The sequence below is a fragment of the Arthrobacter sp. 9E16 genome (genome assembly GCF_002929435.1).
GTDB lineage: Bacteria > Actinomycetota > Actinomycetes > Actinomycetales > Micrococcaceae > Arthrobacter_B > Arthrobacter_B sunyaminii.
Genome location: NZ_PJIU01000001.1, coordinates 151896 through 166283, shown reverse-complemented (window position 1 = coordinate 166283; position 14388 = coordinate 151896). Strand labels below are relative to the sequence as shown.

The 14388-nt window shown below is 63.8% G+C and carries 13 protein-coding genes; 4 read left to right on the top strand and 9 right to left on the bottom strand.

Annotated elements, in window-relative coordinates; all coding sequences use genetic code 11:
* Positions 1-208: 208 nt before the first annotated feature.
* Positions 209-1918, top strand: coding sequence for an alpha-glucosidase (locus tag CXR00_RS00735; protein WP_104052508.1), 1710 nt, complete (start codon positions 209-211; stop codon positions 1916-1918).
* 35 nt (positions 1919-1953) lie between these two features.
* Positions 1954-2394: a DUF2568 domain-containing protein gene (locus tag CXR00_RS00730; RefSeq protein ID WP_181032236.1), complete on the top strand. Its 441-nt coding sequence runs from the start codon at positions 1954-1956 to the stop codon at positions 2392-2394.
* An 8-nt stretch (positions 2395-2402) separates the two neighbouring features.
* Here CXR00_RS00730 and CXR00_RS00725 read toward each other — a convergent pair whose 3' ends face one another.
* From CXR00_RS00725 to CXR00_RS00700, 6 genes are all read right to left on the bottom strand, one after another.
* Positions 2403-3515: a glutamate--cysteine ligase gene (locus tag CXR00_RS00725; RefSeq protein WP_181032442.1), complete on the bottom strand. Its 1113-nt coding sequence runs from the start codon at positions 3513-3515 to the stop codon at positions 2403-2405.
* A gap of 121 nt (positions 3516-3636) precedes the next feature.
* Positions 3637-4428 (bottom strand): class I SAM-dependent methyltransferase, encoded by a 792-nt coding sequence (locus tag CXR00_RS00720; RefSeq protein ID WP_258060233.1) that lies wholly within the window; start codon positions 4426-4428, stop codon positions 3637-3639.
* 2 nt (positions 4429-4430) lie between these two features.
* Positions 4431-5240, bottom strand: a complete 810-nt coding sequence (gene hisN / locus CXR00_RS00715) for a histidinol-phosphatase (protein WP_104052505.1) — start codon at positions 5238-5240, stop codon at positions 4431-4433.
* 115 nt (positions 5241-5355) lie between these two features.
* On the bottom strand, positions 5356-6471 hold the full coding sequence (gene rsgA / locus CXR00_RS00710; RefSeq protein WP_104052504.1) for a ribosome small subunit-dependent GTPase A: 1116 nt from the start codon (positions 6469-6471) through the stop codon (positions 5356-5358).
* Positions 6471-7847 carry a 3-phosphoshikimate 1-carboxyvinyltransferase gene (gene aroA, locus CXR00_RS00705; protein WP_104052503.1) on the bottom strand — a complete coding sequence of 459 codons (1377 nt, stop codon included), beginning with the start codon at positions 7845-7847 and terminating at the stop codon, positions 6471-6473. Before aroA ends, rsgA begins: the two co-directional genes overlap by 1 nt.
* Positions 7848-7851: 4 nt before the next feature.
* Positions 7852-8433, bottom strand: coding sequence for a DoxX family protein (locus CXR00_RS00700; RefSeq protein WP_104052502.1), 582 nt, complete (start codon positions 8431-8433; stop codon positions 7852-7854).
* A gap of 259 nt (positions 8434-8692) precedes the next feature.
* Here CXR00_RS00700 and CXR00_RS00695 point away from each other — a divergent pair, with 259 nt between their 5' ends.
* Together CXR00_RS00695 and rsrA are read left to right on the top strand one after the other, a co-directional pair.
* A complete protein-coding gene (locus tag CXR00_RS00695) occupies positions 8693-9460 on the top strand; it encodes a sigma-70 family RNA polymerase sigma factor (protein WP_104052501.1) in 768 nt (255 codons plus the stop codon).
* On the top strand, positions 9457-9717 hold the full coding sequence (gene rsrA, locus CXR00_RS00690; protein WP_104052500.1) for a mycothiol system anti-sigma-R factor: 261 nt from the start codon (positions 9457-9459) through the stop codon (positions 9715-9717). The genes CXR00_RS00695 and rsrA overlap by 4 nt, the downstream gene beginning before the upstream one ends.
* 274 nt (positions 9718-9991) lie before the next feature.
* On the opposite strand, the gene CXR00_RS00685 is transcribed toward rsrA, so the two are convergent.
* The 3 genes from CXR00_RS00685 to CXR00_RS00675 are packed head-to-tail and all read right to left on the bottom strand — an operon-like array spanning position 9992 to position 14358.
* Positions 9992-11779, bottom strand: a complete 1788-nt coding sequence (locus CXR00_RS00685) for an ABC transporter ATP-binding protein (protein ID WP_104052499.1) — start codon at positions 11777-11779, stop codon at positions 9992-9994.
* Entirely contained in the window at positions 11776-12813 is a 1038-nt protein-coding gene (locus tag CXR00_RS00680) for an ABC transporter permease (RefSeq protein WP_258060232.1), read from the bottom strand. The genes CXR00_RS00685 and CXR00_RS00680 overlap by 4 nt, the downstream gene beginning before the upstream one ends.
* A gap of 12 nt (positions 12814-12825) precedes the next feature.
* Positions 12826-14358 carry an ABC transporter permease gene (locus CXR00_RS00675; protein WP_104052498.1) on the bottom strand — a complete coding sequence of 511 codons (1533 nt, stop codon included), beginning with the start codon at positions 14356-14358 and terminating at the stop codon, positions 12826-12828.
* Positions 14359-14388: the final 30 nt, after the last annotated feature.

Sequence of the window (14388 nt, the reverse complement as noted above, 5' to 3'; positions counted from 1 at the left end):
CGAAGTAGCGCCCACACTAACGACGCCGGAAAGTTGGGGGCAAGGAAATCGTCCTGACCGGGTGAGGACTGGGGGAGTGTGTCCCGCGGCACTGTCCGACCGGCCGGGGCCGACGTAGAATGCACGAACCCGCGTGTCCGGATCACATCTGGGTCCGGCCTGGTGCGGGCCGCACGCGAGCGCGGCGGGCCAAGTGAGAGGCGCCAGCATGAGCGATCCTGACCGTCCGGCATGGTGGACCAACGCCGTTGTCTATCAGGTCTATCCGCGCAGCTTCGCGGACAGCAGCGGAAACGGAACCGGTGACCTGGCCGGAATCACAGCGCGGCTGGATTACATTGCCGAACTGGGCGTAGACGTTATTTGGCTCTCGCCGGTGCACCAGTCCCCGCAGTTCGACAACGGCTACGACATCAGCAACTACCGCCGGATCGACGCCATGTTCGGCTCCGAACAGGACTTTGACGATTTGCTCGACGGCATCCATGCCCGGGGTATGAAACTCATCATGGATCTTGTGGTGAACCATACCTCCAGCGAGCATGAGGCTTTCCGCAAATCGTCCCGTTCGCGGGACAACGCGGAACGCGACACCTATTGGTGGCGTGATCCGCGGCCCGGCTTTGAACCCGGAGAGCCCGGGGCGGAACCCAACAACTGGGGCTCGCACTTCAGCGGATCCGCCTGGACCTATGATCCCGGAACCAAACAGTATTATCTGCACCTTTTTACCCCGCAGCAGCCGGACCTCAATTGGGAAAACCCCAGGGTGAGGGAACGCGTCCACGCCGTGATGAACTGGTGGATCGACCGGGGCGTCGACGGATTCAGGATGGACGTCATCAACTTCATCTCCAAGGATCCGGCGCTGCCCGACGGCGTAGTGGAGCCCGGCGGCGTATGGGGTGACGGGACGCCGTATTTCACTTCAGGTCCCCGGATCCACGAGTTCCTGCGTGAGATGCGGAGTGCGGTGTTTGCGAACCGCACCGGGGACTTCCTGACCGTGGGGGAGACGCCCGGGGCAACCGTAGACCAGGCGCTCCTGTTCACTGATCCGCACCGCGGAGAGTTGGACATGGTTTTCCAGTTTGAACACGTCAGCCTTGACCAGAGCCCCGGAAACAAGTGGGACTACCGGGAACTGGACCTGAGAGATCTGAAAACAAGCTGGAACCGTTGGCAGCGGGGACTTTCCGCAACGGGTTGGAACAGCCTGTACCTGGGAAACCACGATCAGCCGCGGCAGGTGTCCCGGTTCGGAGATGACGGAAAATACCGCTACGAGTCGGCAACGCTTCTGGCTACCCTGCTGCATCTGCACCGTGGAACCCCTTACATCTATCAGGGTGAGGAACTCGGAATGACCAGTGCCGGGTTCACGTCCATCGATCAATACCGCGACGTGGAATCTCTGAACTACTACGCTGATGCACTCAGCCGCGGGTCCGATCAGGACGCAGTCTTGGCGGCGCTTGCCGCCATGAGCCGGGACAACGCCCGCACCCCCATGCAGTGGAGCAGTGAACCGAACGCCGGGTTTACCACCGGAACGCCCTGGATACCGGTGAACGCCAACTTCCGCCACATCAACGCCGAGGCGGACCTGGCCTCGGAGAAGTCCGTTTACCGCTACTACCAGAAGCTGATCCGTCTGCGGCATGAATCCGCAGTTGTTTCACTCGGTGATTTTCATTTGCTGGACCCGGAACATCCCACTCTCTATGCATTCCGGCGCAGCCTCGGCGACCAGCAGTTTTTGGTCGAGTGCAACGTCTCCGGTGCTGTGCTGGAGCTGCCTTCCAACCTCGGCAGCGGAGACCTGATCCTGGGCAACTATGACGAAGCCGGTGAGACGCACTGGCTGCGCCCCTGGGAGGCTCGCATCGTGGATATTTCCACCTACGAGTTCGGGTAGCCGGATTCTCTGCCGCTGGGGCTAAAGTTGCTTCTGTGACAGAGGACGAGACATCCCGGACCCGCACCGCAACGAAGCCCGCAGGTGAGGGCCGCTCCCGACCGTGGACACTAATTGTCCGGCAGGTGCTGGCCTTCGCCCTGGAAACAGCTTTCCTCTTTGCTGTTACATACTGGGCTATTACCGCTTTTCCCTCGCACCGGGCTCCCGCCGCTGTTGTTGCACTGGCACTGTCGGTTGTCCTGTGGAGCCTCGTACTGGCACCCCGCGCCAAGAACCGGTTGCCGTGGCCGGCGCTTCCACTGGTAGCCGGCGGTGCCTTTCTTGCCGGTGCGGGCGCACTCATGGTGAGCGGTCTGGCCCTGGCTGCCGTGCTGGTTGCAGCGGCTGCCGTTGTGAACCTGGTGTGGGACCTTGCCGCCGGGTACCCGGCCGTGGCTTCGGCGCCGCGTCGTTCCGGCCGGCGGGCCAAATAAACCGGTTGTCAGGACGCCGTCAGTGATGTTGCAAAGAGCGGCCTGAGCGCGGCGAAGCCACCGTGGCGTACCGCCTCCCGCTGCCGCTGCGAGCCGGTTCCCGTGGACAGTACATGCGCCAGACCCGCCCGGACAAAGGAATCATCGCCTGACTCCTCAAGGGCAGGCCGAATATAGTCCAGCAACGCGCCCACCTGGGCGGGGGCAGCACGGCTCAGATCACCGCCGTTGGGTCCGTGATCCAACAGGTTCCCCCGCAATCCAAAGCGTGCAGCCTGCCATAGTCCGGCATCAAGGATTTCCGGATCGGCCAGCGTGTCCGGGCTGCCGTCAACGCTGGCAGTCTCCTCGGACAGCGCGGTGCTTACCAGCCCGCGGGCAACGAGGGCCAGCAAAACCGCGTCCCGTGCCTCCAACTGCGTATCGGCCACCCGAATCTCGATGGTGGGAAACCGGTTGGAAAGGCGGGCAGTCCAGCCGACGTGGCCGGAATCAAGGACAACGTCGGTTGCCATAAGTTTGGCCACTCGTGCGTCGTAGTCCGCTGAACTTTGGAAATACGGCGGGCACCCCTGCACCGACCAGCGGCGGTACTGGACAAGCCGCCAGCTTGCAAAGAGGGTGTCCCTTCCATGCCAATAGGGAGAGTTCGCGCTGATGGCCCCAAGAGTGGCCAACCAGGGGCGCAGGCGGTTGAGGACTTGGACGCCCTCTTCCCGGCTGGGAATGGCAACATGGACGTGCGTTCCGTTCACATAGTGCTCATCGGTTACAGCGCCGGCCATGGCACCCATGTCCTGATAGCGTTCCGTGCCGCTCACAACGGCCGGGGAAGCCTCAACCAGAGGAGCTGCCCCGGTGGGCGCGACGGCGAGTCCGGCTACTGCCGCTGCCTCCTGAAGGCGGCCGCGGAAATCGAGCAGGGAGGTGAGAGCTGCGTCCCGGTCGCTGCAGATAGGAGTGGCACTCTCGACTTGGCAGGCCAGAAATTCCGCAGAGCTGGTAAGACTGACGCCGTCGCCGGGGATCAGCGCCGTGATCACCTCACCGGCTCGGGAGCTGGGCATTTCGCTGTCAGGGTTGACGAGCAGGAATTCTTCTTCGATTCCAAAGGTGACCACGTGCGTGCCCCCGTTCCGCAGCAGAGTATGTTGCTGGATAAGTCCGGGCACCCATCGGAGCCGGAGGCATCAGACTACATGCCGCGGGGTCTCGGCGAACAGATACTACCTGAGCTGTTAATCAGCCCCCGGAGAGCACCATCCGCCAGGAGAGTGTCAGATAGGGCAGCTCCAGGATTTGCCCCGGACGGTATTCCAAATGTTCGAACAGGTACCAGGCCAGGTTCGCCATCACCTTGTCCCTCACCTGTCCGCCGGCGCTGAGGTAGTAGGAACGGGACTTGGCGAGCTCCATCAGGTCCTCGGGGGTCATCTGCTGCGACCACCGGGTGACGTGGGAATCATCAGGGGAGAACTCGGGGCCGACAACCGGCCGGAATCCGGGTTTCAGGACGTCTCCGGCATGAATGATGCGCGAATAGCGGTGGACCCAGGGGACGCTGACGTCCAGCTGGTTCCAGACCAGCCCCAGGATTCCGCCGGGCCGGAGAATCCGTGCCAGCTCGGTACTTGCTGCGATGGGATCGCACCAGTGCCAGGCCTGTGCCACGGTGGCGGCGTCCATGGAGGAGGAGGGAAGTCCGGTGGCCTCAGCAGTGCCCTGCAGGACGGGTACTCCGGGCAGCATCTGCTGCAGCTGGCTGAGCATGTCGGCGGAGGGGTCGACGGCGGTGGGCCGGTAACCCGCGGCGGCCAGGGAACGTGTGTACTTGCCGGTACCGGCCCCGATGTCGGCCACACGGGCGCCGGGCCCGGCAGCTGCGCTCCGGTGCCCGGCAAACAACCACTGGACCGCTTCGGCGGGGTAGCCGGGACGGATGCGGTCATAGTGTTCCCCGCCGTCCTCATAGCTGCGCGCCAGTTCCTGCCGGCGCAGGGCTTCCAGCCGGGGGCCGGACCTTGACGGGGCCACGGTCAGAGCAGGTCGTCCAGCGCCGGGTTGAGCCGGCGCAGGACGTCGCTGTGCAGCGCACCGTTGGTGGCCAGGGCGTTGCCCCCAAACGGACCGTCTTCACCTTCCAGGGAAGTGAATCTGCCACCGGCTTCGGTAATGATGGGAACCAGCGCCGCCATGTCATACAGGTTCAGCTCCGGCTCGCAGGCAATGTCCACGGCGCCCTCGGCGACCATGCAGTAGGACCAGAAATCTCCGAATGCCCGGGTCCGCCAGACCGATTCCGTCAGCCCAATGAACTCGTCAAAGTTGCCGCGTTCCTTCCAGCCTCCGAGGCTGGAATAGGACAGCGAAGCATCTGAAAGTTCGGAAACGTTGGACACCCGCAGCCGGGTGGCGGAGGCGAGGGAGCGTCCCATATAGGCGCCGGTTCCGGTGGCGGCCCACCAGCGCTTGCCCAGCGCCGGTGCACTGACGACGCCCAGGACGGGAACGCCGTCGTCGACCAGGGAAATCAGGGTGGCCCAGACGGGGACGCCGCGGATAAAGTTCTTGGTGCCGTCGATGGGATCAATCACCCAGCGGCGCGGCCCGGATCCGGTGGAGCCAAACTCTTCACCAAGCACCGCGTCCCGGGGCCGGGCGCGGGAGAGCTGCCCGCGGATGGCATCCTCCGCAGCCTTGTCGGCGTCGGTGACGGGCGTCAGGTCCGGCTTCGTTTCAACCTTCAGGTCCAGCGCCTTGAAGCGGGACATTGTCTGATCGTCCACGGAATCGGCCATGACGTGGGCGAGTCGCAGGTCATCGTTGTAATTCTGGGCGAACGGCATACTGTTCAACTTATCCTTATTCGGTGGGCGGTGCCCACGATTACGCGGCCCGGGACCTGCCGTGGCGTGCTCTCGTGGACGCCGCGGCAGTCTTCTGGTGTGTTCCCGGCAAGCGTCACTGCGCGCCGAGCTCCTTGGCAGATGCCCGGTTTTCCGTCCGGGTGCCCGAACCCAGCAGCCGGCGCAGGGAGGCGAGCCGTGCAGGTCCGGCAGCCCCGGCCCGCCCCGACTCCACCCACGGGTCCAGCCCGCAGTTCTTGGCCTGGTCGTCGTGCCGGCACCCGCGTTCACAGCTTTCAGTTCCCGGTTCAAGGTCCGGGAAAGCCTGCAGGATGCGGTCGGGGTCAACATGCGCAAGCCCAAAGGAGCGGATACCAGGAGTGTCAATGATCCAGCTGCCCGACGGCGCCTCCAGGACTTTCAGGGCCAGCGCAGAGGATGAGGTATGCCTTCCGCGGCCGGTCACTGCGTTGACGCCGCCGGTGGCGCGGTCGGAGCCGGTCAGGGCATTCACGAGGGTGGACTTGCCGACACCGGAGTGCCCCACCAGGACGGAGACCTTGCCCTCGAGGTGGCGGTGCAGCTGCTGCACGGCGTCTCCCTGCAGGCGGGCGGACAGGCCATCGTCGGAGCGGGCATCGATTCCCGACGCGTCGTCCGCCGCGGTGCGGCTGATGATGACATCCAGGTCCAGATGCTCGTAATTGGCCAGCAGTTCAGCGGGGTCCTTGATGTCGGCCTTGGTGATGCACAGCAGCGGCGAGATGCCGGCGTCGTAGGCAGCAACGAGGGCGCGGTCGATGAACCCGGTGCGCGGCTCGGGGTTTGCTGCCGCCACCACGATGACCAGCTGGTCAGCGTTGGCAACGACGGCGCGTTCCACGGGATCGGTGTCATCGGCGCTGCGGCGCAGAAGGGTCCGGCGGTCCTGGATGCGTACGAGGCGGGCAAGCGTGTCCGGTCCGCCCGACACGTCTCCCACCAGCGACACGAGGTCGCCGGCAACCACCGGGTTTCGGCGCAGTTCACGGGCCCGGGCTGCGGTGACGATGCGTTCCGTGGGGGTGTCTTCGTCCACGACGGCGGTGTATCGTCCGCGGTCCACGGTGATGATGCGGCCCGTGACGGCCTCGTCATAGGCGGGCCGGTCCTTGGTGCGGGGCCGCGACCCCTTTTTGTTGGGACGGATGCGGACATCCGATTCATCCCAGCTGCCGGTTGAGCGGGCCATCAGCGCGCACCTTCCGTCCGGCCCGGAGCCGCGGCAGAGCCTGGTTCCGCTGCAGCCGGTGGTTGGGCCGTGGCGGCGAGTTCACGCCACAACTGAGGAAACTCCGGCAGCGTCTTGGCGGTGGTGCCGATGTCCTGCACCAGGACTCCCGGCACCGCCAAACCGATGAGAGCGCCTGCCGTTGCCATCCGGTGATCGGCATACGTTTCGAAAACACCGCCATGCAGCGGCGCGGGACGGATGATCAGGCCGTCTTCGGTCTCTTCGGCGTTTCCGCCCAGCCGGTTGATCTCGGTCACCAGGGCAGCGAGGCGGTCGGTTTCGTGGCCGCGCAGGTGGGCAATGCCGGTGAGTGTTGAGGGGGAGTCTGCCAGGGCGCACAGCGCGGCCACCGTGGGAGCCAGCTCGCTGGTGTCAGCAAGCTGCGCTCCGGTGATGCGGCCGGAGCCGGTCACAGTCAGGGTGCCCCGGGACAGGGTGGCTGTGCCGCCAAGGGCGGGCAGGATGCTTCGCCACCGGTCGCCCACCTGTGTGGTGTGTTCGGGCCAGCCGGCCAGGCGCACGGTGCCGCCTGCCACGAGGGCTGCGGCCAGGAACGGTCCGGCATTGGATAAGTCCGGCTCGATGGCTACGTCGAAGGCACGGATGTGGCCGGGCGCCACGCGCCACTCGTTCGGGACGGAATCGTCCACCTGCACACCAACCCCGCGCAGCACCTGGACTGTCATGGCAATGTGCTCACGGCTGGGAAGGGTGGAGCCCACATGGACCAGGTGCAGTCCGTCCCTGAAGCGCGCGCCTGCCAGCAGCAGGGCCGAGACGAACTGGGAGGACGCCCCGGCGTCAATTTCCAACCGGCCCCCGGCTACCTCTCCGGTGCCGGCCACGCTAAAGGGAAGGGCGCCTCTGCCGTCGTCGTGCACCGTCACGCCCAGCGCGCGGAGCGCATCGATGATCGCGGCCATCGGCCGCTGGCGCGCGTGGGGATCGCCGTCGAAGTCTGTGCTTCCGGTTTTCAGTGCGGCCAGAGGAGGCACGAACCGCATGACTGTTCCCGCCAACCCACAGTCAATGCCTGTCCCGGATGCGGTCCCCGAATCCATCGGCCGGATCTCGAGATCCGGTCCGAAGGCGCCGTCGCCGTCGATCTCGGTCACCGTGGCGCCCAGCGCCCGGAGTGACTGGACCATGAGGGCGGTGTCCCGGGAATGAAGGGGAGCCCGGAGCCTGCTGGGGCCGTCAGCCAGGGCAGCAAGGACCAGATACCTGTTGGTCAGGGACTTGGAACCCGGTACCCGGACGTCGGCGTCCAGCGGTGCCGACACCCGGGGAGCGGGCCAGGGAGAGACTGTCTGCGGATTGGCGGGGAAAGACATGGAGCTAGGAACCCACAATGCCGGCTGCGGTGGTGCGGACGGTCTTGTTGGCCTTCTTGAGCTGCTTGGCGGCGTCCTTCTGGACTGACCGCGACTTGCGGCCGGCATCCTTGCCAAGGGAAGCAACGCTGCGGCGGGTGTCATCAGCAAGATGACCGGCACGCCACGCCAGGCCGGGACGGCCGTTGGTATCCACGGCGACCAGGAGGACGGCGCCGATCAGGGAGAGGTTCTTCAGCAGGGCGGCACGGCGTGCCTTGCGCTCATCGGCAGTGTCTGTTTCGGCATTCTTGTACTCAACGACGGCGTTCAGCACTGCGGTGCCCGTCAACAGCAGGCCGGACAAACGGGGGAACTTGCCCAGAGCCAGCAGCGAACCGGCACCCACCTGCGTGGCGCCGAGAACCTTGGCGACGAGCTGGGCGTTGCCGGTAACGGGTGCAGCGGAAGGCACCAGTGCACCGACACGATCCAGGGTGGGCCGCAACTGCTGCGCGGTTTGGTCGGTATCCCGCAGGCGGTCAACTCCGGCTGCAATAAAGCCGGTGGCTAGCAGCGGGCGGGCGAGCAAACGGACAATCGACATATTGACCTCCTGGTTGCTGCCCGGTCTCGGAATAGCCGGGCAGAATACTCCTAGTTTGGCACTTTTACCGGTCGCGCACACCTTATGCCGCGCGGCGGCGCCAAAACACCGCGGCGGAATAAGCGGACGCAGCCGGGCGTTGTGCGGGGTATACGGCATTCTTCGCGAAGCGGGGGATTACCGGGTTCGGGGGCACCGCGGTGCCCTTGAAGCAAAGCAGCCCCAAGTGAGGAGAGTGTTCGTGCCGGGTACTTTAGCGATGGCAGATGCACACCCGGAGGCTTCATCACCAACCGTCCAGTTGCGTGTGGGTCCGGCAGCCCGCACCGTAGACTTGGAAGTGATGAGAACTGATGCGCCGGAAGGCAGCCCCCAGGTGGAAGACTCCGAGCTGGATGTCGCTTCCGAATCGGAAGAGGCCCGCAAGATACGCTTTGAGCGCGATGCCATGCAGTATGTGGATCAGCTCTACTCTGCGGCCATGCGCATGGCCCGCAACCCCTCCGATGCCGAGGACCTGGTCCAGGAGGCCTATACAAAGGCCTTCTCGGCGTTCCACCAGTACCGGCCGGGGACCAACCTGAAGGCTTGGCTCTACCGGATCCTGACGAACACCTACATCAACCTGTACCGGAAGAGGCAGCGCGAACCGCTGCAGGCCAACTCCGACGGTGTGGAGGACTGGCAGCTTGCCCGTGCGGCCGAACACAGCTCCACCGGGCTGCGCTCCGCCGAAGCAGTGGCGCTGGATCATCTTCCCGATTCCGATGTGAAGAATGCCCTGCAGTCCATTCCCGAAGAATTCCGTTTGGCAGTGTATTTCTCTGATGTTGAGGGATTTGCCTATAAGGAAATCTCGGAAATCATGAATACTCCCATCGGAACCGTAATGTCGCGCCTGCACCGGGGCCGTAAAATGCTCCGTGAACTGCTGGCCGAATATGCACATGAACGCGGTATCCGCGGCAAGGCAGCACCTGCACCCGCCGCGGCCAGCCAGAACAAGAAACAGGGGAACACGCTATGAGCGATTGCCAAAGCCTGGGTGATTGCGAGGATACCCGCATCGAACGGCTGTACGAATACCTGGACGGTGCTCTGTCCCACGATGACATTGTGGAAATCAAGGAGCATCTGGACGGTTGTCCCGAGTGCGCCGAGGAACACGACCTGGAGTGTGTCATTCGATCCGTGGTGAAGCGGTCCTGCACCGAGGCCGCCCCGGAAACACTCAAAGCCAGCATTCTGGCGAGGATCAGCCAGATCCAGACCGCTGAGCACTAGCAAGCCGGCGGCTGTAACCAAAAAAGAACCCCCGGCGGCCGTAAGGCTCCGGGGGTTCTTTTCTTAGTGGCGATGGGCCACACGGTTAGTCCAAGACTTAAGTGTTGGGACGCTTACCGTGGTTGGCGCCGCCGCGCTTACGGTCACGACGCTTGCGTGCACGCTTGCTCATAGCTGCCTCCTTCGATTTGCTGAAAGTTCTGCCCTCCAGTGTCCCACAAGGTGAGCCCGACAACCTAAACCGCGGCCCGGACCGGCCGCGGAATAGGCTTGCTTAGTCGATTGAGCTGCCGGCGGCCATGAGGGCGTTGCGCTGTTCCCGCCGAAGAGCCTGCTCAGCCGGATCAGGCACGGGTGCTGCGGCGAGCAGGCGGCGCGTATATGCATCCTGCGGATAGCGCAGCACCTGCTCGGTGGAGCCCTGTTCAACCATGATGCCCTTGTTCAGCACTGCGATATGGCTTGCCAGGATCTCCACCACTGCCAGGTCGTGGCTGACAAACAGGCAGGCGAAACCGTACTGCTGCTGCAGGTCCTGAAGCAGGGCAAGCACCCTGGCCTGTACCGAAACGTCCAGTGCGGACGTTGGCTCATCGGCCACCAGCAGCGACGGCCGCAGGGAGAGGGCCCGGGCAATACCAACGCGCTGCCGCTGTCCGCCGGACAACTCATGGGGATACCGGTTGCGGAAGCTGGTGGGGAGCTGGACATCGTCCAGCAGGCCCTCAACCCGGGCGTCGAGGTCCTTGCGCGAGAGCTTCTCATGCAGGAACAACGGCTCGCCGATGGATTCGCCGATGGACATGCGCGGGTTCAGCGACGCCGCCGGATCCTGGAACACGATCGCAAATTTCCTGCGAAGCGGCAGCATCTGTTTCGGCGACAGGCCGGCGATGTTGGTGCCGTTGATGTCAACGCTGCCGGCGCTGACCGGAAGCAGTCCCGTTACGGCCCGGGCGATGGTCGACTTGCCGGAACCGGATTCGCCAACCAGCCCCATGACTTCACCGGGGTTGATGACGAAGGACACGTCGGTCACTGCCTTGAAGGCGGGCTGGCGGAACCGGCCGGGGTACTCAATGGATACCCCGGTCAGCTGCAGGGCAGGCACGACGCCGGCGTCCGGCGTCGTCAGATCCTCGGAATCCCGGAGGACCGCCCGGGGAGCCGCGGATATCTGGAGCGAGCCGTCATTCTCCACCTCAACAGCCGACAGCACTCCGCCGACTACTGACCCCAGATGCGGTACAGCTGCCAGCAACTGGCGGGTGTACTCCTCCTTCGGATTGTTGAAGAGCTCAGCCACGGGCGCCGCTTCCACAATCCGGCCTTTCTCCATGACAACCACTTTGTCAGCGAGGTCCGCCACCACGCCCATGTCGTGGGTGATGAGCATGACAGCACTGTTCAGGCGCTTGTTGAGGTTCCGGAGCAGTTCCAGCACTTCAGCCTGAACGGTTACGTCCAGGGCCGTAGTGGGCTCGTCGGCGACCAGCAGGATGGGGTCATTGGCGATGGCGATGGCAATCATGGCCCGCTGCCGCTGACCGCCGGAGAACTGGTGCGGATAGGAATCGTACCGCCTCTCCGGCTCGGGGATTTCCACCATCTGCAACAGCTCGATGGCCCGTGCCTTGGCCTGTGCCGGAGAAGCATCAGTGTGCTGTTCGATGATCTCCTTGATCTGCTCGCCCACGGTGAGCACCGGGTTGAGCGCCGTCATGGGTTCCTGGAAAATCATGGCAATGTCATTGCCTCGGATTTTCCGCAGTGCCGACTGCGGAGCACCAATCAACTCCTTGCCCTGAAGCTTGGCGCTGCCCTTGGAACGTCCGTTGCCGGGGAGGAGCCCCAGCAGCGCCATGGACGACATGCTCTTACCTGAACCTGATTCACCCACGATGGCCAGGATCTCGCCGGGGGAGACGGTGAAGGAAACGTCCTCCGCCGCCATTACCCATTTGTTGTCCACGCTGAAATCGACGCCCAGGCCGGACACTTCCAGGATCGGAGCCGTGCCCGCTGTTGATGTGATGTCGCTGTACAGGGGTGCCGAACTCATTGCTTGTTCCTTGTCTGTCGGGGATCAAACGCGTCCCGGAGGCCGTCGCCGATAAAGTTCACGGTGAGCGCAATGGCCACAATGAAGATGCCGGGCCAGAAGAAGAGCCACGGACGGGTGGTCATGGCCGCCCGGTTCTCATTGATGAGCTTGCCCAGGGACGTATCCGGCGGCTGCACACCGAGGCCCAGGAAGCTCAGCGCGGTCTCCAGCAGAATGGCGCCCGAGATTGCCAGAGTTGCGGACACGATGATGACCCCAACGGTGTTGGGCAGGATGTGCTTGAAGATGATGCGGCCGGAGCTGGCGCCGACGGACTTGGCAGCCTCGACGAATTCTTTTTCCCGAAGGGAGAGGAATTCGCCACGGACAATACGGGCCAGCCCGGTCCAAGTCAGCAAACCAAGGAAGATCGCAAACACCACGATGCCGTAGTCCGAGACGATGCTGGCCAGCACCGCGGCCACCACCAGCAGGGGGATGGTGATGATGACGTCGGTAAAGCGCATCAGGACGGTTTCGATGAAGCCGCGGAAATACCCGGCAAGGGCGCCGACGACGGTTCCCACGACGGTGCCTACGATTCCGACAATGAAGGCGATGGTCAGGGAAATCTGGGCGCCGCGCATCGTCATGGCAAAGTAATCGCGGCCCAGCGTGTCCTGGCCGAACGGGTGGTTCCCCAGGCCCGTCCAGGACAGGGTGGGGGCTCCGCCGTCTTCAAGCGGCATCACCGTGGAGAACGTGTGCGGCCACCAGCCGGGGATGCGCAGCGGGCCCGCGGAGAGCCCGATGGAGGTAAACGCGAGCAGCACGATGAACACCAGACCGCTCAGGCCGGCAATGGCACCCTTATGGCGGAAAAACCGTTCGCGGACCAGCTGGCCCTGGCTTTTCGCAGCGGTGATCTGTGGATCCGCCGTGACGGCCCGGGTTGCGGGCGCGTCAGCGATATCCGTCCTCTGGCTTTCCAGAGTCATGCTCGTCAGTTCCGGGCTGCTGTCCGTGGTTCCGGACGGTATTTTCTCAGTCATGTCTTCCGCCTATCAGTTCAGGCTAATGCGCGGGTCGAGGAACGCGTACGCGATGTCGGCCAGCATGTTGAAGGTCACCGCGGCCACACCGGTCACCAGGAAGAAGGCCATGATGACGTTGGGATCCACATTGCTCAGGCCGTCCGTAAACATCTTTCCCATTCCGCTCCAGCCGAACACCGCCTCGGTAATGACCGCCCCGCCCAACACTCCGGCGAAGTCGAATGCCATCAGGGTGGTGATGGGGATCATGGCATTGCGGAAGGCATGCTTGACGATCACAGAACGCTCGCTCAGGCCCTTGGCCCGTGCCGTGCGCACATAATCCTGGTTCATCACCTCAAGCATGCTGGCGCGGGTGTAGCGGGTGTAGGTGGCAAAGGAGATCAGCATGATCGCGATGGTCGGCAGGACCAGGTACAGGGCGTAATCCAGGTTGATCTCCCAGAAGGTGCCCTGCAGGTTTGGAGTCGAGGACCCCGTAGTGGGAATGGGGCGACCGCCGTTTTTGCGGGACAGGGAGGGATAGGCGCCCAGCAGTGCGTCAATAAAGACGAAGAAGCCTATGGCCAGCCCGATGACTGCGGTCAGGTTACGGGTCTGCCTGGCATAGGGACCGCCCACAAAATGACCGATGGCCAGTGACACGAGAAGGGTGAGTACCGCGAGGCCTGCAATGATGCCCCAATTGGGATCCTGCATGAGCGGCTGGGTCACCAGATAACCGATGAAACCAACCGCCGCAGTTGCGAGAGCGGCATAGACAATCCGGCGGCGGCGGAAACCTGCCAGCAAGGCTGTAAGTCCCAGGGCCAGTCCAAAGGCGGTAATGAACAGGCCAATCGGGCCCAGGCCCGGTGTCTTGAACCAGTTGGAGATGAGCAGCAGGTAGAACGTGACCGACGTGGCAACGGCAACAATGGCGAAGACACGAAGGCGGCGGTTCCTGTCGCCGCCGACAGCGACTGCTCCAATGAGTCCCACTATGAGTCCCACGGCCGCTATTCCCAGATAGGACATTTGCGGATCGGCCAGCCAGGTGTTCAGATCAATCGCCAGGTACTGCTTGAGCAGAGTGGAGAGCCAGAACAGCGGCATGGAGAAGAGCAGGAAAGAAATGAAGGTAATGGAGTAATCGAAGGTGCTGTACTGGCGAAGGGCAGTGATCAGGCCTACGGCGACGCCGAGAACGATGGCCACCAGGACAGCTACGACGACGAGCCGGAAGGTGGAGCCGATCGCTGTCTGCAGCTGGTCGATCACGGGGCTGCCGGCACGGTTAAGCCCAAGTGTGCATTCGGCACCGCCGGGGATCATGCATCGGCCAACTTCCTGCAGCCAAAGGAGGTAGCGGACGGCGACAGGCTGATCAAGATGCAGTGCTGCCGTTCGCTGGGCAATGCGCGACTCGCGGTCGGCGCTCTGGAGCTCGATCAGGTCATGAAAGGGATCGCCAGAGTTGACGGCAAGGATGAACATCAGCACCGTGGCGGCGAGAAGGACGAAGAACGAGGTCACCGCTCTTCTGAGGATGAAAGAGAACACCGAAGGCTCCTATTGGGGGTGGTACGTAAA

Excerpts from the sequence above, each read along its gene's own strand:
- CXR00_RS00695 (WP_104052501.1), top strand. The coding sequence starts at position 8,693 with ATGGCAGATGCACACCCGGAGGCTTCATCACCAACCGTCCAGTTGCGT.
- rsgA (WP_104052504.1), bottom strand. The coding sequence starts at position 6,471 with ATGGCCCGCTCAACCGGCAGCTGGGATGAATCGGATGTCCGCATCCGT.
- aroA (WP_104052503.1), bottom strand. The coding sequence starts at position 7,847 with ATGTCTTTCCCCGCCAATCCGCAGACAGTCTCTCCCTGGCCCGCTCCC.
- rsrA (WP_104052500.1), top strand. The coding sequence starts at position 9,457 with ATGAGCGATTGCCAAAGCCTGGGTGATTGCGAGGATACCCGCATCGAA.
- CXR00_RS00680 (WP_258060232.1), bottom strand. The coding sequence starts at position 12,813 with ATGACTGAGAAAATACCGTCCGGAACCACGGACAGCAGCCCGGAACTG.
- hisN (WP_104052505.1), bottom strand. The coding sequence starts at position 5,240 with ATGCCGTTCGCCCAGAATTACAACGATGACCTGCGACTCGCCCACGTC.
- CXR00_RS00735 (WP_104052508.1), top strand. The coding sequence starts at position 209 with ATGAGCGATCCTGACCGTCCGGCATGGTGGACCAACGCCGTTGTCTAT.
- CXR00_RS00700 (WP_104052502.1), bottom strand. The coding sequence starts at position 8,433 with ATGTCGATTGTCCGTTTGCTCGCCCGCCCGCTGCTAGCCACCGGCTTT.
- CXR00_RS00685 (WP_104052499.1), bottom strand. The coding sequence starts at position 11,779 with ATGAGTTCGGCACCCCTGTACAGCGACATCACATCAACAGCGGGCACG.